The organism is Oceanobacillus salinisoli (assembly GCF_009733865.1).
Lineage (GTDB): Bacteria > Bacillota > Bacilli > Bacillales > Amphibacillaceae > Oceanobacillus > Oceanobacillus salinisoli.
Map to the genome: position 1 here is coordinate 32,773 of NZ_WOFB01000017.1, position 19,043 is coordinate 51,815.

A 19,043-nucleotide genomic window follows, 5' to 3' on the forward strand; every position below is an offset into this window, starting at 1 on the left:
TAATCTAATGTTCCAATCCTCTTTTTAGTACGTTGTTAAAGCTTCTGCCAGTTCATAGAAACTCATATCACTATATACCTCAACTTCACGGGCTTTCACTTTCAAAGTATAGTCATGTTCTTCCATATACTCGGTGAATTCGGATGCATCATCAATTATTCCATTCTCTTCCAATTGCGAACTAATAGTTGAAGTAGGCATGCCGGATTCTATGTTCAGTGCGTAAGAAGTTTTCTCATCTGAAGATTGTTCCGAATCGTCCTCCTTAGAAGTTTCCTCTTCCTCTTCTTTATCTCCGTTATCTTCGGAAACATCTTCCTTATTTTCTTCTTCATCAGCTTCTGTTACTTCCGAGTTGTTATCTTCTTCCTCTTCATTATTGTTTTCACTGGAATTTACCGTCATGGAAATATATTCGTTGTTCGATAGTACGTGGTAACCTTCTTTTTCTAAAAGTGGAACCATCTCTTCAGCAGAAAGTTCATCCATCTTATTGCTATCAGAGAAATAGATACCTATCAACATGATGATCCCCGCGGTAAATAGACCAAGTGAAAAATATCGTGTTAGCTGTTTCATTGGTTTCTCCTTTTTAACAATTATTATTTATTGACAATCATATCATTTTCGAGTTCTTCTGGAAGCAGTTCTTCTTCCAATACCTTAATTTTTTTCTTTAATTGATATGCATCCTGCATCGTTGTAATAGATAATTGTTCTACTTGACTCTCTAACTCTTCCAGCCTATCATTCATAAAAAATGATAAGGCAAATAAAGCAACAGCTACAATGAGGATAGTAATTACTGCATAAATCATTTGTCTTCCTCCTTTTTCTACATTATTAGTTATATCATAGATTAGCCTATGAAACCATTGGTAATTATAGGTGAGCATGGTCTGTCACGTAAAATAACCGCCGTATGACCCACTTCAACGATTTAAGCATATTTATATTATAAGTGGGTGGACCACGAGTAAACAACCGATTCATTCATTAAGCAAACTATGAGGATGAACGAAAACTACAAGTAAAGATCTACTTTAATAGATACGGCTCTAATCATTTGATATAATTCGACAGAGTTTCGACATTTCTGGTGGTTCGTTTTATTTTTATTTTGGGTATTCTTTAACTTTTAAAGTTTTTCTATTTGTTTCTTGATTGAATGGAAAAACTTTGATATTATTAATAAAGTCTGAAACGTATTTGTTCTATTTTTGCAAGTTTTTATAGTTTGGAGGGAAAATCATGCGCGTAAACATTACTTTAGCTTGTACTGAAACAGGTGACCGTAATTATATTACAACAAAAAATAAACGTACAAATCCTGAGCGTATCGAGCTTATGAAATATTGCCCACGTCTTAAAAAACATACTTTACATCGCGAAACAAAATAAGTTAAAAATAAACCCCTTGCCCATTTAAAGCAAGGGGTTTTATTATTTGTAAAGGGTAGAGCGGGGATTATTCCTGTACCTTACTATATATGTATAAATAACGCACAATTTCAAAAAATAATTACACCAAAATAAAAAGAAGGTGTTGTAAATGAGGGGTTTTTTTCAATTTGTTCTTTTAGTAGCAGTTGTTCTCTTATTGTATAGATGGAGATACCGTTTACTGAATTTCATGATGACAATTGGTATTCTTCGTAAGCTTGCAGTTCGATTGTCCATGAACATTCCCGAAATGCGCTCTAAAATATTGCCGAGCTTATTCAGTAATGATATGGAAGGTTAAATCTTTTCAAACAGAAGTTGTCTTTGCGCAACTTCTTTTTTGTTCAAAATACAAAGTGGTTCTGCTATTATATAGGGGAGGAAGGTGAATAAATGCATTTTAATGAATTGTATTTCATGTACAAATTTGCTCATCATCTCATTATGAAGGAAAATTTTGATTTAATACATATAGATCAAAACAACGAGATATGGATCGAGAAATATGATAGGAAGACTTCCCATGTTATTCGACTGACCCATCATGGTTTTGACTGGCAGAATCACTTGCGGAAAGATATTGCCCTTGTTTTTCAAAAGGCAAAAAATATGAAACGATTGTTAAAAGGAAAAAATATTTTCGTTCATAATATATATATTTCTACTCATGCCCCAGTTGACAGCTGGGAAAACTTAAAACAACCAATGCAATTAAAAGAAAAAAATCCAGTTAAAATGAATATGTATTACCTGCATGAAGAGGATTTTGATGAAGAGCTTTTAAGATTACAGGATTCACTAGGTGTAAATAAGTTTAGTGTAAATGATGAAGTTCATGAAGATAATAAACTTCAAGAAGAAATAGAAGAGAGAATAAAAGAATACAGAAATGATTTATTTACGTTGTTGGAGAACAAACGGAAAGCGATTCAGGAAGTCTTTTCATATGGTAAACCATTCTTCACTTATGTGATTATTCTCATCAATTTATTGATGTTTTACCTTTTGGAAACGAGTGGAGGAAGTACATCTATTGATACTTTAATAGATTTTGGTGCAAAATATAATCCGGATATGATAGAAGAAGGTCAATGGTGGCGAATTGTTAGTTCCATGTTTTTGCATATCGGGTTATTGCATTTTCTGATGAATATGCTTGCAGTTTACTACTTGGGAACGTTAGTGGAAAAAATATATGGAAGATGGCGTTTTTTGTTTATTTATTTCCTGGCTGGTATAGGCGGCGGAATTGCTAGTTTTGCGTTTTCCATGAGTATATCAGCTGGAGCATCAGGAGCTATTTTTGGTTTGTTTGGGGCCTTATTATTTTTTGGACTTATTTATAAACAAATCTTCTTTCAAACAATGGGATTAAGCGTACTGGTTATTCTTGCGATTAATATTGTTTTTGGTTTTATGGTACAGCAAATCGATATGGCAGCTCACTTGGGAGGACTAATAGCCGGATTTGTCGCTTCGGTCATTTTTTATCTTCCTAAAAAGAAAAATACTCTTATACAATTTACAGCTGTATTGGTTTATGGTTTGATTATTTCTGGATTGGTTGTCTTTGGGGTTCATAATAATTTTAATAGCCAGGCATACCATTTAATGGTAATTGAAAAATCCATTAGCGACAGCGATTTTGAAAAAGTTGTGGATGTTTCAACAGAAGCATTGGATGTTCGAGGAGACTTGGAGGCAATTATTTATTTTCAGAGAGCATATGCTTACATTGAGCTAAATGAAGCAGAATTAGCCATTCAGGACTTAGAAGAGAGCATTACTTATGAAGGTATGCCAGAAGCTTATTATAACTTGGCGCTTTTATATTATAATAATGGAGAAATAGATAAAGCAGAAGAAAACATAAGAAAAGCTTATTCCAGCAATCCAGAACAAGGTGATTTTATCCAGCTGTATGAAGAAATAACCGGAGAGTCTCTATAGGAATCGATTTAGTATAAACCATTTTTAAGTAAAAGCTCTTTTGGCGGCTGGTGATCCTCCTCGTGCTGTCTTCTTTGGGGGTCTCACCGAGGCCTCTTTTCCAGCAGGAGTCTCCGTGTATTTCTTTCGCTAGTATAGTGCTTTGAAACTTAAAAGTTATCTGCCATTATACGGGTTGATTGGAGCGGAGGGCAGTCGACTTCTGCGGGAAAACGGGCAGCTTGAATACCCCGCAGGACAAGGAAGGCTTTGGCAGCGTTACATCACACGCAGAAAAAGTGCTTTTCTTTTTCAAGTAAGTGTTTTCTTCCGAGGAGGCTGAAGTGTTTCCCGCGGAAAGCGTACTGCCCGGAGCGGAAATCAACGGAGCACTATAATAGTTCGCAGTTTTTTAAAATATGGAACAACTTCTCCTGTAAAAGCAACAATCTTCTATAATACAGCCTAAGTAAAAATGGATGTATCATCAGTATAAAAAATCCAGATTGAGTTAAACTAATCCTATCATTTACTTAATGATAGGTGTGAAAATATGGAAACTGATAAACAACCACTCTTTCCTTCGTATGAACAAAACGTAAATTACATTAATGAACGGCTTGGTGTGGACGATAGCTTTGACTTAGTAAGACTCGAATTAGAATACGCTGGAAGACAAATGACATTATTTCTAGTTGATGGCTTTGCTAAAGATGACATTATGGTTCATATTATGAAAGTATTGGCCAGCCTGGAACCTGGAGATCTTGAACCGAATCCATTAACTAAATTAATGAAGACATACATACCATATATAGAATTGGATCAAGTGGATGATTTAAATGAAGCGGCTGATTCTATTCTTGCTGGTCCAACTGTCCTTGTAGTAGAAGGTCTTGATAAAATAATCGTGATTGATGCACGTACATATACTACCCGGTCTTCGGAAGAACCCGATTTAGAACGGGTGGTAAGGGGTTCACGTGACGGGTATGTAGAAACGATTGTTTTTAATACTTCTTTGACACGAAGAAGGGTTCGTGACCGTTCGTTGCGGATGGAATATATGCAGATAGGCAGAAGGTCAAAAACCGATATTGCCGTATGCTATCTCGCGGATATAGCTGATCAGGAACGGGTGGATTATTTAAAGGATGTATTAAAGAAAATCGATACAGATGGTTTACCTATGGCAGAAAAAACAGTGGAAGAATACTTAAGTGGAAGACATTGGAATCCGTATCCATCCATCCGCTATACGGAGAGACCAGATACCGCTGCTGCTCATTTGTATGAAGGACACGTTCTCATAATGATTGATGGTTCTCCTAGTGTCATGATAACGCCAGCTACTTATTGGCATCACCTGCAGCATGCGGAGGAATACAGACAAAAGCCATTGGTTGGAGCCTATTTGCGTATAGTAAGATATATAGCGGTATTTTTGTCGATTTTTCTGTTACCGCTTTATTACCTCGTGTCTGTTCAGCCAGATTATTTACCGGCCGGACTTCAGTTCATTGGACCGAATGAAGAGGGAAATATTCCTTTATTGCTGCAATTTCTGTTTGCTGAAGTCGGGATGGATATGCTGCGAATGGCTGCTATACACAGTCCATCATCACTTGCTACTGCATTAGGGCTAGTCGCAGCAATTTTAATTGGGCAAATTTCTGTGGAAGTTGGTTGGTTTTCCAATGAGGTTATTTTATATATCGCTGTAGCCGCAATTGGAACATATGCCACACCAAGCTATGAAATGAGCCTTTCTAATCATATTGTGCGGATTGTACTGCTGCTTATTACTGCATTGTTTGGTGGACCGGGATATGTAGCGGGAATAACTCTTTGGATTCTTTATTTGTCAAGAATGAAAACCTTTCATATTCCCTATTTTTGGCCGGTTATTCCGTTTTCACTAAGAGCGTTTAAAGAAGTTCTGCTTCGTTCTCCAATTCCATTAAAACGTCAAAGACCAGAATTCTTACATCCTCAAGACCCAGATCGTTAAAGCGATTTGGGTTTTTTTAACTGATAAGAAAGTATAAATTTGCGCTTCATGTCTAGCTTCATCGCCCAGTGACTAGCGGACTTCCCTCACCCCCGTACGATAAAGAAGACTTGCCGATTGGTGAAACCAGAGGCTTAGTCGCACTTATACCCTTGCGGTGATAGTCAACATCGACTCACTCCGTTCGTCGTGTTTCCTTTATCTCCTACGGTAGGGGAATGTCCGATTAAAAACGCCGCTTTGCGCGGTAACAACGGACCACCTGGCATGGCCAGGCGCAGTCCGTACGTCGCTAAACGGGCGCTTGCGCTTTTCTTATATGTTTGGAAAGTATAAAATTTTAGACAGGAAGAGGATTGGACGTAGTTTAACATCCAACGAATAAGAAAATCGAATCTAAATGTGCTAACATTCTCCAAGTTATTTAGTAAGCAGCACTCCCCCTACACTCTAAGTTAGTCATCATATTGTAACGCAATTTTAATTCATTTATTAAATGGGATTTGGTATAATGGAAGTTGGTGATTTTAAATGAAAACCGTATATGATGTTCAACAACTCTTAAAAAGGTTTCATACGTTTATATATACAGGAGACCGAATGGGAGATTTAGAATTAATGGAAATGGAAATAGATGAGTTATATAAGGAATATCAATTTATTTCTAAAGAAGAATTTATACAAGCCAAACTGATCTTGAAAAAGGAAAAGTCGAAACTACTTTGAACGGAGCGAAATACATATGGATAAAATTATGGTTGGTGTAGATATTGGTGGAACAACTGTTAAAATAGGATTTATCCATTACCATGGTGACATCCTGGAAAAATGGGAGATCCCAACCAATACATCCAGTGGCGGCCAGAAAATTGTAGATGATATTTGGAATTCTGCTCATCATAAACTAAATGAATTGAAGATAAATAAAGTATCGGTATTAGGAATTGGAATTGGTGCGCCTGGTTTTATTGATGCAGAAACAGGTTTTGTGTATGAAGCGGTAAATATCGGCTGGAAAAACATGGACTTAGCTAAACAAATGAAAGAAAAGTCTAACCTTCCTATTTTTGTGCAAAATGACGCAAACATTGCAGCATTAGGGGAGAACTGGATAGGTGCTGGCAATGGTGCAGTGAATATGATTGCTGTTACCCTTGGAACAGGAGTAGGTGGAGGAGTTATCGCAAACGGTTCTATATTAAATGGTGAAAGTGGTATGGCTGGTGAAATCGGACATATAAAAGTAGAACCGGATGGTGTACCTTGCAATTGTGGGGGGATTGGCTGTTTAGAAACGATATGTTCCGCGACTGGAATCAAACGTCAAGGCATGGATGCTATTGCTTTAAATCCCCATTCTAAATTAGCAAGATATTACGAAAAGAGAGGAACAATCACAGCAAAAGATGTAATTGATTTTGCGAAGGATGGAGACGAAATGAGTATTCAGATAATGAAGAATACTGTAAATGTGTTAGGAATGGCTATTGCCAACATGGCAACAATGATAAATCCTTCCAAAATTATTATTGGTGGTGGAGTTTCTAAAGCAGGAGAATATTTACTTGATCAGCTCACTGCCGCTTTTGAAAAATATGCCATTCCAAAACTGCGAGAGGTTTGTGAAATTAAAATTGCTCAACTGGGTAATGATGCAGGCATCATCGGCGGTGCATATCTTGTTAAGCAGTATGTTAAGGAATTGTAAAAATTATTTCTATGATTAATATTTACGAAAACAGGATATTAAGTATATAATTATTAAGAAATTGTAAATTAAGTGAAACCTTTTTTACGTAATTTTCGTCATATACTATAATGATTGAAATATGCGTACTAACTATGATTCAATGTATCTGTTTCGTATAAGAATAGATATATAGAAATATTGTGGAAACTGCTTAGGAGGAATTACCTTATGAATTTTAGGAAACCGACAATACCATTATATATTATTGCAAGTTTATTATTCGGTTTAAAAACATACATTGTATACCGATTTATGTTTAATGTTGAATTAGATAATACGATGCAGGAATTTATTCTTTTCATCAATCCATTTGTATCTGCATTTCTGATGTTTGCATTAGCGGTATGGTTCAATAAGCCATCGAGACAAATGAAATTTATCCGTTATACTGGATTTATAGCGACATTTGTTGTCTTTGCTAATCTTGTATTCTACCGTCAATTTACTGACTTTATTACGATACCCCAGTTGTTTATGGGCAGTAATATGTCTGATTTAGGTTCCAGTATAATGACTTTAATTAAGCCTTTTGATGTTCTGCTTTTTGCTGATACGGTTATTATTTGGATTTTAAGCAAACGCAAGGTTGAAACATTAAGTGTATCATACCTGAAAAGAGGGAAAGTATTTGCACTTGCCGTGTCTATGTTATTGTTAGCGGGGAACTTCTTCCTTGCTGAAATGGAAAGACCACAATTATTTACTCGCGGTTTTGACCGTGAATACCTGGTTAAAAATATTGGGCTATTTAATTATCACATTTACGATATTGTGCAGCATTCTAAAGCAGAGACACAGCGTGTATTTGCCGATGGAAACGAGTTAAACGAAATTGAAGAATTTATTGAAGAAAATGTGAAAAACGATGAAAAATCGGAAATGTTTGGTGCTGCAGAGGGTAAAAATGTCATTTGGATTCACGCTGAATCACTACAATCATTCGTTATTAACAATGAGGTGAATGGGGAAGAGGTCACACCATTCGTTAATAGTTTGATAAAAGATGAGGACACGTATTATTTTGATAATTTTTATGAGCAGACAGGTCAGGGGAATACGTCCGATTCGGAGTTTCTTATCGAAAATTCCATGTATCCATTATCAAGAGGTGCTGTATTCTTCACGCATGGTGGAAATGAATATCATGCATTGTCAGAGATAATAGGCAATGACGGTTATACTTCCGCAGTATTACATGCCAATAATGGAAGTTTTTGGAATAGATTTCAAATGTATAACAGCTTAGGAATTGATCATTTTTATGACGAAAGAGCTTATGAAATAAATGAGGAAAATTCAATAGGATGGGGATTAAAAGATAAGCCATTCTTTGAACAATCCATTAAATATTTGCAGTCGTTGGAAGAACCATATTTTGCAAAATTAATTACGTTAACCAATCATTTCCCATTTGAATTGGATGAAGAAGATAAATCCATTGAACCTTATGATTCAAATTCTAATACGCTAAATAATTATTTTCCGACAGTTCGATATATGGATGAAGCAATTGAAGATTTCTTTGCACAGCTGAAAGCTTCCGGGTTATATGAAGATTCTATTATCGTTATTATGGGAGACCATATTGGTATTAGTGCAAACCATAATAAAGCGATGAGTATGTACTTGAATAAAGAAGAAATCACCCCTTATGATCAAGTTCAACTACAGCGTGTACCATTGTTAATTCATTTACCTGGTGATGGGGATGGTGAAACGATATCTAACGTTTCCGCTCAAATTGATATAAAACCAACGATGCTCAGTCTTTTAGGTGTTGAAGTAGAAAATGACATTTATTTCGGCAATGATTTGTTTGCTGAAAACCGAAAAGATTATATTGCACTCAGAAATGGTGATTTTGTAAGTGATGATTATGTGTCAACAGCAGGAATTTGTTATGATCGTGAAACAGGCGAACCATTAGAAGAAAACATTGATAAGGTACCAGAAACAACGGATACGGATGAAACTAATGCTTGCAGTACGATAAATGAAAAAGTACAAATGGAATTACAGTACTCTGATGATTTGATTTATGGTGATTTGCTGAGATTTTATGACTTTGATTAGTTATAAGTAAATCTGCAATTATTGAGGATTTCTTGTCCCACTAATTGTTGGATTAACGAATCAGGTGCGTTCTGGTTGTTAATGCAATCTCGTAGTTATGAAAGTTTTAGAGTCAGTTAATTTGTGATAACCCATTGTAAATTGCCACATTCCGCTTATTAGCAGGTTAATGTGGCAATTTTTCATATAATTGGGGCTTTTAACTTTTAGCTGCGCAGAAACCTCTTTTTGGCTAAAGTGTTATTTTTCTTAAACACGGAACATAGAAAAAAGCTGCTTAATGAAATAAGCAGCTTTTTCAATAGATGGTTTGTGTATAATCATCCAGTAATTTCGGATATAATTGTTGCGATAGAAAAGAAGCCAAATACCAAAGCAGTTAGCGCAGAAAAAATTAATGCGAACATATTTTTGAATTTTAGCTGGCGTATTACAGATACAACTGCTAATAATGCTACAAATAGAAAGAGTATCCCTAAAACGATATGCATTTTTTTAAATACCTCCTTATGCCCTTTCTCCCGAGTAGTAATTTTTTGATTTGGGAAATACATTTATATTATTATGTAATTAATCAATACATTTACATTTTATAGTAATATATGGATTTTGTCGAGATATATACGGGTAAATTCATAATTATGTTAAATTCATTTGGAGGTTTATATGATGGATGTAATCGGCTTATCTGTTGGTCCTTTAGGAACGAATTGTTACATTGTATTAAATGGTAAAGATGCTCTTATTATTGATCCAGGGGGAGATGCAAATCAAATAATTGAAGTACTGAACGCTCAAAATGCTTCACCAAAAGCAATTCTTTTAACACATGCCCACTTTGATCATATCGGTGCGGTAGAAGAACTGCGAAGCTATTTTAATATAGAAGTTTATTTGCATGATAATGAAAAGGATTGGCTTGGAGATGCTGCATTAAATCGATCACTAGCATTTATAGGTAATCCTGTTCAAACAGCACATGCTGAACATGATTTAAAGGAAGGTGATCTAACGGTTGCTTCATTTACTTTTGAGGTCATACATACTCCTGGTCATTCACCAGGAAGTGTAAGTTTTATCTTTCATAATGAAAATTGGCTGTTTGGTGGAGATGTGTTATTTCGTGAAGGAATTGGACGAACGGATTTACCTGGTGGAGACATGGAACAGCTCGAAGCATCGATTCGCCAAAAATTTTATACACTCAATGATGCGTATATTGTTTACCCTGGTCATGGTCCAAAAACTACTATAGAGAATGAGAAAAGAAATAATCCATTTATAAGAGACTAAAGAAAAAATTAAAAAACCTGTACGGATAAAATGTACAGGTTTTTTAGCTGGCGCTTTTCATTCTAGTGTCCGAAACCAGGTACGAGTATAAATTCGGAATACCATGTAAAACCAATCATGAAGATTGTGCAATAGGCACCGAATAAATACATATACATTCTTTCAGACAATCTTAAATAACTTAATGTAAGGAAAAACACCGTTTGAACGAGGAATAGTAGCGCCGTTCCAACCATATCACCAACATAGAACATGACTGTAAATATACCTGTCCAAAAGGCAAGAACACGAAACATACGATCCACGTTAGTTCCCCCCTTTAGATAACGTTATCAAACATAATTATAAACAAGAATTTCCATCTTGTAAACGAATGTCAATTATTTAATTTTAAGTTCGCCGTATAAGCGCAGCTTTCACAGCTATTTATAATCATATTATCTTCCATAATTAAATCAATATTCGTAAACAATACCTCAAACATTCCTTTCATATAATAATGGTGCATATCACAAATTAATTCCTGGTTTTAGAGGCTAATTCTTTAAAAGGACAATTATTGACTTCAAATTTCATCGTATTTTCCTTTTCATTGTAAACGAAGTTGGAATACATTCCTAACATGGTGGAAGCGTCCTCTAGAATGTTTAATTTTTCATAGGTTGTAAGTATTTTTGTCTGGTGATAATCATTTATTATTTGTTTACCGTATTTTTCGCCAGTGGTATAAAATGCCCGTTTGCCGTTTTCTCCCATTTCAGCTAATGACTCGATAAGGATGGAAGAGAGAAGCTTATAATCACGATGCGGGAAATTTAATTCAATGACGTTATCCGATAATCGGTATAGTCTACTTGGCCTTCCGCCTTTGCCTGTTTTTTGAGAATAGGAAATAACCATACGTACATCTTCTAATTTGGATAAGTGTAAACGGGCTACATTTGGATGAATATCAAATTATTTAGCGATTTCAGTCACATTAACTTCTTTATGTTTTTCCACTAAATATTCATATATATGATATCTGGTAGGATCGCTTAATACATTTGTAACTTTTAGTGTCTGCTCCAAGTTCAACACCTCACATTTTCAATTTATATCATTATTATAATTGGTAAACTGAACTAAATGGTTAAGAGGGAAATTTGTAAAAATATATTCATAAATTGAAAACGGTTTTATCAGTGATAACTTGCTCTCAAGCCCCACTTCAAGTAATGGAGATACTTGAAGTGGGGGATTAGCAGCCAGTAAACTTCTGATTGGTTCTATTAATAACCATAATCAATGGGAAATGAAAAAAACGCCCAGTGTCTGAGATTTGCTTTAGATGTTATTCGGGAATTGGCAACGTGTGAGGGAATGTATACTTGAAATTCCGTTTATTTGTTGTAACGGTAATTAGTAAAGAGCAGTAATGTTCTGTTATTTGACTAACCACTATATTAACTTTTCCGTCTGGAAATTCATATTGAATTTGAGCGGGAGGTGGTAAATTCCGTTGTAATATCTCCTGCTTAAATTTCATCTGCCCCATTTGAAATATTGTTTCCACCCGGACATGTTCCACGTATTGTTCTGTCAAATATATATCGTTACGATAAAGTTGAATGCTAGATAAAATCAAAATGAGCATCATCGTGGTGATAAATAGTACATATGGCAGCATGAAGCCTTTTTGTTCAGTGATAAAAGACAATGTTTTTGTCATATATTTCTCCTTTGGAATTAGTAATTTGTATGGTAATTCCATATGGACTTCTCCGAAAGTCTGCGTTCTGGACGTCGCGCAACAGTATTTCATGACCAGTTCCATCGACTTGCCTGCGAATAACATCCTCATAGTGTTCGATGGTTGCAATTGTCTCCCCTTGAGTAAGCTTCATTTTATTGTTGTAAATATTTACTTCTGTAGATTGAATCAGTTCATCACGTAAAAATTGAAAAAACTGTTGTGTAGAAAGTTCGTGATAATTAGAGGATAATTGACTTGTTGCCTGGATCAAATATCCGATAAAGGGAAGCGTCATACTTATAATGGTGATTGCTAACAACATCGTGACATAAGAGAATCCTTTTTCAATTTTCAGGCAGCCCATAAAGACAGAGTGTTTCTGCTTTTTTTCTAGCATTTTCCCAACTGGCACATCCTTTTATATAATTATTTTCCTTTGTAAATGTGTAAGTGATCATTTTTCCATCTCTACTCGTAATATAGTCAATAGGGGTCGGTGCACTGTCCCAAAGGTAGGGCTGTAATTCATCATGTAATTCATACAAAATAAAGCGTCTTTCACTAAGAACCGATTGTTCTTTTGCAAGCAGTGAAATCATTGGTACAAATACAATTACTGCCGTCATGAAGATTCCAGTCGCAACAACTACTTCTATTAATGTAAACCCATTAGATTTCAACAATGTTAATTCTTCCTTTCCCAAGTGGAAAGACGATATGGTATACGGCTTGATTGGTTGTCACTTTTATGATTTTACGGTTGACTATTGCACCTGTTATTTTGAAAACAATGATTGGATTTCCTCTTGTATCTAATTGTATTCCATTAGGGTAATATCGGGTGATTAAAGTTTCCGACCCGCTTTTTATTTTATAATTGTCTGTATAAAATCGAATACGTACATATTCTTCCGTAGTAGTAGACAGGTTTTGGGTATATAAGACATCGGATTGAAAAACAGTAAGAAACTGCTGTTCCTGAATGGTTTCAAGACTGGAAACGTTCATAGAGGGACTTAGCAGGGTAATTACAGATAGTGTTGCCAGGACAAAAAGAACTTCCATTAAAGTAAAACCTTTGTTATTCCTCGTCATGGTCACTCCCACTATCCATCATAAGGGTTTATAACGGTACTTCCCTCTAATGATAGGGCTTCTCCGTTTGGACATTTTTGCTGATCGGCTGTTATAAAATCATCGTTTTGTAAAATAGTTAGGCTCTCGGGATATTCATTTTCTTCAATATAATAAGCATCTACTTGCGCCTGAACTAAGGATACAAGGGCATCACACCCTTTTTCATTTACCTCCGCACTTCTTCCACCTAAATTTGGAACGATGAGCATGATTAGGACAGAGATTACCATTAATACAATTAACATTTCGATTAGTATAGGCGAATACCCATATAACTCATAAAGAAGTGCGGGCATTGTTTTTTGTATGATGCCAAGTATGCTGATCTGTTTCGATTGGTATAGTGACTTCGATTGGAATACCTTTAAATACCTCTGTAATTAAAATAATCTTATCTTTGTACAAAACACCGAGAGGGAAGAGAGTACCCATCAATTGTGCTCTTTCTAACCCTGTTAATTCTGTTTCAATGTTTTGTGCGATTGCCATATATTGAAATAAATTTTCATAAGTAAACGCACTTGAATCAATAGCTTGTAGTTTTCTTTCTAACTTATTTAATGTTTCTTCCTGGACTTCAATTTTCGAGTTGATTTCTTTATCCTTTTCTAAATATTTCTCTCTTTTGAGTTTACCAATCAGATATAAATCCAATAATTTATCTGCTGATGACTTTAAATTATCTATAGACTTTTTACATTCTTTTATTTCCTTTTTTAAATTCGTTATTTCTTTTTCGTCATATTCAATATTTATATACTTTTTGGCAAGATTTTCACTCGTTAAAACATCTTTAAGAGCTCTAATAACGTTGCCATCAAATCGTTCCGTATTAATGCTAATATCGCATGTATGGCCATCTTTCATTCGCGTTTTTCGCCCATGTTTCGCATAATATTTTGGTTTTTGTTTTGTACCATGCATTTGTACAGCGATTTTCCTTCCACAATGCCCGCACTTGATACTGGTTCTTCTCAGCATGTGGATATTATTCGTATTTTTTCTACCGGACACACTAAATTGGTTTCCTCTTTTTTCACGTTCGATTTGTAGTTTCTTATAAGTTTCTTCTGTTCGCAATGGTTCGTAAACATTTGGTACAGTAATAACTTCTCCATTATTAAATTCTTTTTCCATTACACCGTGGTAAGCCTTAGACATTAGTCGGGTTTGAACAAGATGTTCGTTCCACTGATTACCGGAAGGAGTCTTAGAAACCTCGTTTAATCTGTCACTAATTAGTTTCATTCCCAGCTGCTCATTTAAATATAAATTATCTATAAATGGAATAACCCATTTCCATTCTTCTTTTGCTTTGTATTTCGCTTCTTGTTTGTCGTAATAGTATTCGAGAGGTGGTAATCCCCATCCTTTTCCTTCGCGAGTTCTTTGACGTTTTCCTCGCATCATACGTCTTACTACTGATTTCTTTTCTCGGCGAGCGATAAGATTCTTTATGTCAGATATAAATTCATCATCTTCATTCGTAAGGTCAATGATGCTTCCTGGCTCAGCAATTTTAACGTTGTTATCTCTAAGAGTAGATTTTAAATATTCCCAGGCGACAGTATCCAATCGTGACAAGCGGTCTTGATCCACGACAAGCACAACGTCCACACTGCCTTCTTCCACCAGATCAAGAAGTTTATTTAAACCTTCTTTATTCAACTTTCCGCCAGTTTCAACATCAACAAACTCCCCAATTAAATTCCAACCCTGGTTGGCTGCATAAACTGTTAGTTCTTGTTTTTGCGCTGGTAAACTAAACTTCTTTTCTTGTAGCTTTGTTGATACACGATAATAATTAGCAGCTCTCATATTTTCTATCTCCTTCAATTATTTTTAAATAAAACTAGAACATTTGTTCTGTTTATGATATGATTATATCAGATAAATAACAGATGTGTTACAAAAATGTAACAAATTACCATAATAAAAAGCGATTTTTGTCACAATTTTTCCAAGTTATATGGTATTATTTAACCAAGCTATTTGGCTTTGTTTTGTCGGTGAGTAGATAATCATCTACTCCTTGTTAGCCTACTTGAACCATTCATATAAATCCTCCATGCGGCATCCGAGGATTATGGCTATATTATACGCAACTTGATATGACATACCTTGACGATTATTTACATACTTGTTTATTTGCGGTTCAGATACACCAAGTTTTTCTGCTAATTCACGTTGCGTCATACCAGCTTCCTTTAAACGGTATCGAAGTAGGCATCTTCCGACTTTATAAGCCAAACAGACACCTCATTCATATTTAATTTTCTTATTATTCACTCGAAAAGGCGGCGATGTTGATGACAGAAACAGATTTAAAAAACTTTGTAATGCTTGTACGAATGATGAAAAAAGGATATTTAGATGAATCTACTATAGATGAATCGCTAATCCATTTTCTCAAAGAGTTCAACAGCACGCTTCACTTGATCTAACAGTTCTTTTCTTTCATTGCCCTCTAATAAGAGGGCTTTGTCTAATAACATTCTGACAAGATCTATATCTTTGATGTTTAAATCTTTCCCTCCATCCAATTCCATTGCTTTTTCATATTCATTATCTTGGGATTGTGTAGGAGGGAATAGATCGCCGATGCCTATTTCGAATACGTTAGCTAATTTATGCAAATTCTCATAATTAAGCTCAGATTCTCCACGTTCGTATCCAGCTATAGTGTTTTGTTTTACTCCAATCTTTTCTCCTAATTGCGTTTGGTTTAATCGATTCTTTCTCCTGTATTCCCTAATTTTATTTCCGACATATTTGTTAATGTCCATTTTTACTTCCTCCATTGTTTTTTAAAATTTATTTGATATTTTAGTACGACTTTTCTTTTTCCTACAATTTATATCCAAAAATAAGTATATATCAGTACTATTCACATTTCAATAAAAAGTATCACATTTGTTGATTTTTTCTATTGACTTATCGAGAATCATGATATAAATTAGAATTACAAAGTTCAGAAAGGAGAGAAAAAGGATGTTTGATAGATTACATAAAGGAGGGAGGTGACTTCGTGCACTGGGAGTTAATAAAGCTACGGAAAGAAAAGAAAATCAACCAAGAACAAATGGCTTTGCTTTTAGGTATAGACAGAAGCACTTATTCTCTAAAAGAATCTGGGAAGTATGATTTTAAACTGCAAGAAATTTTCATCATTGCCAAATTCTTTAATAAACAAATTGATGAAATTTTTTTACCTATAAATATCGAGAAACATGATATTATAAATAAAAATATCAAGAAAAGCGCTAATTAAAAGGAGCAAAACCTATGAATCTACCAATTGACTTAGAACTCCTTAAAAAGAGAGAAGAGATACCTATTAAACTAGCAGAATTATCTTATAGAAACTCAGAACAAGCAGTCATCTTATTAAGAAAATGGGGAGAAAAGAAATCACCTGTCTCTGTTTTACACAAGGAAATTTGCGATTACATAAATCGGGAGGGGGTGAAAGCTTGAACGCATTAAAGCGTACTATGCTAAATCGGTTTGAACAACGGTTCCAGGAAATATTAATTGCCGGTGCAAGTAAGAAGCGTCTAGACATGCTGCTCTATGACATGGGCGAAGTTTATCAGATTCATAATCGTGTGGATGATGTAGATCCGGAAGTGAAAGAACTATATCAACGCATTTCGGATGCGAGGGAGGTAATGGTGTGATTAAAAGAACATGGGAATCTCCAAATGTTAAATATCACGTCAGCGTAAGGAAGTTTGAAGATGGCGCTGTGCTAGTCGGATTCTGGAAAATTGCTGCTGATGGGAATTTAAAAGATATTCGCTATCGTAACCTTCCACAATATGTAAAGGATAAAATCGATGAATTAAAGCAGGAGGTTAAGGAATGGCCGATTTAATTAAAGAGTTGCGAACCATTAAACGGGAATTACGGCAAGCAGAAGCCGAAATAGACGTCGCTCTTGTTGAAGAGTTGATGGAAAGAAAATATCAAGTGGAAATGGAGATTTTGGAAAGGGTGGATTGAATGGCTCTGAAAAATCACTACCTGGTTGAGGATTACGAAATGATGGCAGATGAATTGGACAATCTTCACCGCACTTGCATGCAGGTATTAGATAGTGCAACCAATGCAAATTTTACTTCCAAAGAAGACCAGCTGCAGAGTATTAATCATTCTTTAAATGTTTTGAAGGCTCTTCACACTAAAAAACAGGAAAGAGAAAGAGTGTGGTATTAATGCCTAGGATTATGTGGATTGGTTTTATGGAGTGGCGTTTGGTGCCGTGTTAGTCGCTTGGTTTTGGTTGTTGGTGAGTTATTGAAACAAAATGCGAAGGAAGGAGTGTTATCGTGGCAAGAACATTTTTTGTAAAGATTGAAGGAAATGACCCTATTATTATAACCGTTAAAAATGATGTAAACAGACCTAAACAATTAGACTGTCACAGCGTTTTGGAGAAATGGGTGACTGATAAATACGACTTCAAACAATACGATTATTGGGAAATTAATACTTGCGAAAAACACGATATTTACTGAACAGTTCGGATAAATTCCACACTTTTAAGGAGGTGAAAAAACAATGCCGTTATGCCCATATTGCAATCGCGAACCAAAAGAAATTCCAGAGTATGTTGAGCTGGCTAACCGATTAGAAATGAGTCCAGCTGAATATGTACGAATGGATGAAGGAACGTATCACTTACAAACTGATTTGTTCTGCTGCACAGATTGCTACATTAAACAAGGATTGCCATTAAATACGGATTTAATACATGCGTTTAGGCGGTATCGTGCAAAAGTTCTTGAATTTGAGAGGAGATAAAAAAGATGAAACAAACAAAGAAAATCGATTTTGAATTTGTACATGATGAATTTTATGGAATTGCATTAGAAGTAAGTAAGAAGTTTATACAAAAAGGTGATACCAGACCATTGTTGAATTACACTCAACATCGTTCGAATGGTGATCTTGTCGCAACAGATTCTCACAGGTTGATTCATATAAAGGATATTCATGGTTTTAAAGAGGATTTCCTAGTTAGTCCAAAGACTTTTATGTTTGCAAAAGGTAAGTTCCCAGAAACGGACAAAATTAGCAGTAGAGAAAACCATAAAAAGTCTATTGTATTGGATAAAGTAAAAATCAAATTGTGGTTACAAATCTTCAAGTCTATTAATCAAACAATGAAGATTATGAAAGACTATAACAAGGTTGTAAGATTTAACTTTAATGAAGAATCTGTTGAAGTTGAACTAAAAGAACTCGGAATAATTATGCAGCTTCCCACTAATGAATATACAAAAATAAAAGATTTAGATGTAATTTCATACAATCCAGAATATTTAAGGGACGCACTGGAAGCGCACTTTAAATTGAATTCTGAAGAGTTGACTATATATTTTAGAGGAAATATGACACCTTTTATTCTTGATGATAATGAACGAGTTAGAACTCTTATTCTGCCAGTAAGAACATATTAAGGTGGTGAATAATGATTGGTCAAAGGAATTTTTATTGGTGCGCTATTAATAACTTTATCTTTATTTATCGTAACACTGTAAGACAAAAAAACTCGTGCAGCAACACGAGAAATTTAATCGGTAAGTTCATTCTACCACTTAACAAAATATTTAGCAAGGAAGGTTAGTCCTTCCTTTCGTGGTCAGGAGCGCCTTTCTATTTTCGTC

The 19,043-nt window shown here is 35.1% G+C and carries 29 protein-coding genes and 1 pseudogene; 17 read left to right on the plus strand and 13 right to left on the minus strand.

From position 1 onward, the window contains the following. Window positions 1-24: 24 nt before the first annotated feature. Entirely contained in the window at window positions 25-579 is a 555-nt protein-coding gene (locus GMJ66_RS20745) for an endolytic transglycosylase MltG (protein ID WP_231514927.1), read from the minus strand. A 23-nt stretch (window positions 580-602) separates the two neighbouring features. Then, window positions 603-818: a hypothetical protein gene (locus GMJ66_RS12860; RefSeq protein ID WP_156290724.1), complete on the minus strand. Its 216-nt coding sequence runs from the start codon at window positions 816-818 to the stop codon at window positions 603-605. Between the two features lie 433 nt (window positions 819-1,251). Here GMJ66_RS12860 and rpmG point away from each other — a divergent pair, with 433 nt between their 5' ends. The 7 genes from rpmG to GMJ66_RS12895 all read left to right on the plus strand — a co-directional run bounded on the left by rpmG (window position 1,252) and on the right by GMJ66_RS12895 (window position 9,206). Next, the gene (gene rpmG / locus GMJ66_RS12865) at window positions 1,252-1,401 is read left to right on the plus strand and encodes a 50S ribosomal protein L33 (protein ID WP_026681152.1); all 150 of its coding nucleotides are present in this window, start codon (window positions 1,252-1,254) and stop codon (window positions 1,399-1,401) included. Between the two features lie 151 nt (window positions 1,402-1,552). Beyond that, window positions 1,553-1,744, plus strand: a complete 192-nt coding sequence (locus GMJ66_RS12870) for a hypothetical protein (RefSeq protein WP_156290725.1) — start codon at window positions 1,553-1,555, stop codon at window positions 1,742-1,744. A 92-nt stretch (window positions 1,745-1,836) separates the two neighbouring features. Next, window positions 1,837-3,393 carry a rhomboid family intramembrane serine protease gene (locus GMJ66_RS12875; RefSeq protein ID WP_156290726.1) on the plus strand — a complete coding sequence of 519 codons (1,557 nt, stop codon included), beginning with the start codon at window positions 1,837-1,839 and terminating at the stop codon, window positions 3,391-3,393. 532 nt (window positions 3,394-3,925) lie between these two features. Continuing rightward, entirely contained in the window at window positions 3,926-5,383 is a 1,458-nt protein-coding gene (locus tag GMJ66_RS12880; RefSeq protein WP_156290727.1) for a spore germination protein, read from the plus strand. A gap of 531 nt (window positions 5,384-5,914) precedes the next feature. Continuing rightward, a complete protein-coding gene (locus tag GMJ66_RS12885; RefSeq protein WP_156290728.1) occupies window positions 5,915-6,109 on the plus strand; it encodes a YqgQ family protein in 195 nt (64 codons plus the stop codon). A gap of 16 nt (window positions 6,110-6,125) precedes the next feature. Beyond that, window positions 6,126-7,091: an ROK family glucokinase gene (locus GMJ66_RS12890; RefSeq protein ID WP_156290729.1), complete on the plus strand. Its 966-nt coding sequence runs from the start codon at window positions 6,126-6,128 to the stop codon at window positions 7,089-7,091. Between the two features lie 210 nt (window positions 7,092-7,301). Next, entirely contained in the window at window positions 7,302-9,206 is a 1,905-nt protein-coding gene (locus tag GMJ66_RS12895; RefSeq protein WP_156290730.1) for an LTA synthase family protein, read from the plus strand. Window positions 9,207-9,526: 320 nt separating this feature from the next. Here the strand turns inward: GMJ66_RS12895 and GMJ66_RS12900 are convergent, their stop codons facing one another. Beyond that, window positions 9,527-9,760, minus strand: a complete 234-nt coding sequence (locus GMJ66_RS12900) for a DUF2759 domain-containing protein (protein WP_407939233.1) — start codon at window positions 9,758-9,760, stop codon at window positions 9,527-9,529. A gap of 115 nt (window positions 9,761-9,875) precedes the next feature. On the opposite strand from GMJ66_RS12900, the gene GMJ66_RS12905 reads away from it, so the two are divergent. Next, window positions 9,876-10,499 carry an MBL fold metallo-hydrolase gene (locus GMJ66_RS12905; protein WP_156290732.1) on the plus strand — a complete coding sequence of 208 codons (624 nt, stop codon included), beginning with the start codon at window positions 9,876-9,878 and terminating at the stop codon, window positions 10,497-10,499. A gap of 62 nt (window positions 10,500-10,561) precedes the next feature. Here GMJ66_RS12905 and GMJ66_RS12910 read toward each other — a convergent pair whose 3' ends face one another. The 10 genes and pseudogenes from GMJ66_RS12910 to GMJ66_RS12955 form a co-directional block, all read right to left on the minus strand. Next, window positions 10,562-10,804 (minus strand): DUF2626 domain-containing protein, encoded by a 243-nt coding sequence (locus tag GMJ66_RS12910; protein ID WP_156290733.1) that lies wholly within the window; start codon window positions 10,802-10,804, stop codon window positions 10,562-10,564. 71 nt (window positions 10,805-10,875) lie between these two features. Continuing rightward, window positions 10,876-11,570: pseudogene (locus GMJ66_RS12915) on the minus strand (helix-turn-helix transcriptional regulator). A gap of 262 nt (window positions 11,571-11,832) precedes the next feature. Beyond that, window positions 11,833-12,210: a hypothetical protein gene (locus GMJ66_RS12920; RefSeq protein WP_156290734.1), complete on the minus strand. Its 378-nt coding sequence runs from the start codon at window positions 12,208-12,210 to the stop codon at window positions 11,833-11,835. Continuing rightward, on the minus strand, window positions 12,182-12,631 hold the full coding sequence (gene comGF, locus GMJ66_RS12925; protein ID WP_156290735.1) for a competence type IV pilus minor pilin ComGF: 450 nt from the start codon (window positions 12,629-12,631) through the stop codon (window positions 12,182-12,184). The genes GMJ66_RS12920 and comGF overlap by 29 nt, the downstream gene beginning before the upstream one ends. Then, window positions 12,579-12,917: a prepilin-type N-terminal cleavage/methylation domain-containing protein gene (locus tag GMJ66_RS12930; RefSeq protein ID WP_197046691.1), complete on the minus strand. Its 339-nt coding sequence runs from the start codon at window positions 12,915-12,917 to the stop codon at window positions 12,579-12,581. Before GMJ66_RS12930 ends, comGF begins: the two co-directional genes overlap by 53 nt. After that, a complete protein-coding gene (gene comGD, locus GMJ66_RS12935) occupies window positions 12,904-13,329 on the minus strand; it encodes a competence type IV pilus minor pilin ComGD (protein ID WP_156290737.1) in 426 nt (141 codons plus the stop codon). Before comGD ends, GMJ66_RS12930 begins: the two co-directional genes overlap by 14 nt. Window positions 13,330-13,340: 11 nt before the next feature. After that, the gene (gene comGC, locus GMJ66_RS12940; RefSeq protein WP_156290738.1) at window positions 13,341-13,667 is read right to left on the minus strand and encodes a competence type IV pilus major pilin ComGC; all 327 of its coding nucleotides are present in this window, start codon (window positions 13,665-13,667) and stop codon (window positions 13,341-13,343) included. After that, the gene (locus GMJ66_RS12945; RefSeq protein ID WP_156290739.1) at window positions 13,648-15,189 is read right to left on the minus strand and encodes a recombinase family protein; all 1,542 of its coding nucleotides are present in this window, start codon (window positions 15,187-15,189) and stop codon (window positions 13,648-13,650) included. The genes comGC and GMJ66_RS12945 overlap by 20 nt, the downstream gene beginning before the upstream one ends. A gap of 222 nt (window positions 15,190-15,411) precedes the next feature. After that, entirely contained in the window at window positions 15,412-15,621 is a 210-nt protein-coding gene (locus tag GMJ66_RS12950; protein WP_156290740.1) for a helix-turn-helix transcriptional regulator, read from the minus strand. 146 nt (window positions 15,622-15,767) lie between these two features. Next, complete coding sequence (locus GMJ66_RS12955; protein WP_197046692.1) at window positions 15,768-16,157, minus strand: helix-turn-helix domain-containing protein; 390 nt, start codon at window positions 16,155-16,157, stop codon at window positions 15,768-15,770. A gap of 242 nt (window positions 16,158-16,399) precedes the next feature. On the opposite strand from GMJ66_RS12955, the gene GMJ66_RS12960 reads away from it, so the two are divergent. From GMJ66_RS12960 to GMJ66_RS13000, 9 genes are all read left to right on the plus strand, one after another. Next, entirely contained in the window at window positions 16,400-16,642 is a 243-nt protein-coding gene (locus GMJ66_RS12960; protein WP_156290742.1) for a helix-turn-helix transcriptional regulator, read from the plus strand. Window positions 16,643-16,656: 14 nt separating this feature from the next. Next, window positions 16,657-16,848, plus strand: coding sequence for a hypothetical protein (locus GMJ66_RS12965; RefSeq protein ID WP_156290743.1), 192 nt, complete (start codon window positions 16,657-16,659; stop codon window positions 16,846-16,848). Further along, on the plus strand, window positions 16,845-17,051 hold the full coding sequence (locus GMJ66_RS12970) for a hypothetical protein (RefSeq protein ID WP_156290744.1): 207 nt from the start codon (window positions 16,845-16,847) through the stop codon (window positions 17,049-17,051). Before GMJ66_RS12965 ends, GMJ66_RS12970 begins: the two co-directional genes overlap by 4 nt. Continuing rightward, window positions 17,048-17,248: a hypothetical protein gene (locus GMJ66_RS12975; protein WP_156290745.1), complete on the plus strand. Its 201-nt coding sequence runs from the start codon at window positions 17,048-17,050 to the stop codon at window positions 17,246-17,248. Before GMJ66_RS12970 ends, GMJ66_RS12975 begins: the two co-directional genes overlap by 4 nt. Next, window positions 17,236-17,376, plus strand: coding sequence for a hypothetical protein (locus tag GMJ66_RS12980; protein WP_156290746.1), 141 nt, complete (start codon window positions 17,236-17,238; stop codon window positions 17,374-17,376). Before GMJ66_RS12975 ends, GMJ66_RS12980 begins: the two co-directional genes overlap by 13 nt. Continuing rightward, on the plus strand, window positions 17,377-17,589 hold the full coding sequence (locus GMJ66_RS12985) for a hypothetical protein (RefSeq protein WP_156290747.1): 213 nt from the start codon (window positions 17,377-17,379) through the stop codon (window positions 17,587-17,589). Window positions 17,590-17,702: 113 nt separating this feature from the next. Then, a complete protein-coding gene (locus GMJ66_RS12990; RefSeq protein WP_156290748.1) occupies window positions 17,703-17,891 on the plus strand; it encodes a hypothetical protein in 189 nt (62 codons plus the stop codon). A 43-nt stretch (window positions 17,892-17,934) separates the two neighbouring features. Next, entirely contained in the window at window positions 17,935-18,177 is a 243-nt protein-coding gene (locus GMJ66_RS12995) for a hypothetical protein (protein WP_156290749.1), read from the plus strand. 5 nt (window positions 18,178-18,182) lie between these two features. Then, window positions 18,183-18,836 (plus strand): hypothetical protein, encoded by a 654-nt coding sequence (locus GMJ66_RS13000; protein WP_156290750.1) that lies wholly within the window; start codon window positions 18,183-18,185, stop codon window positions 18,834-18,836. Window positions 18,837-19,043 lie beyond the last annotated feature (207 nt).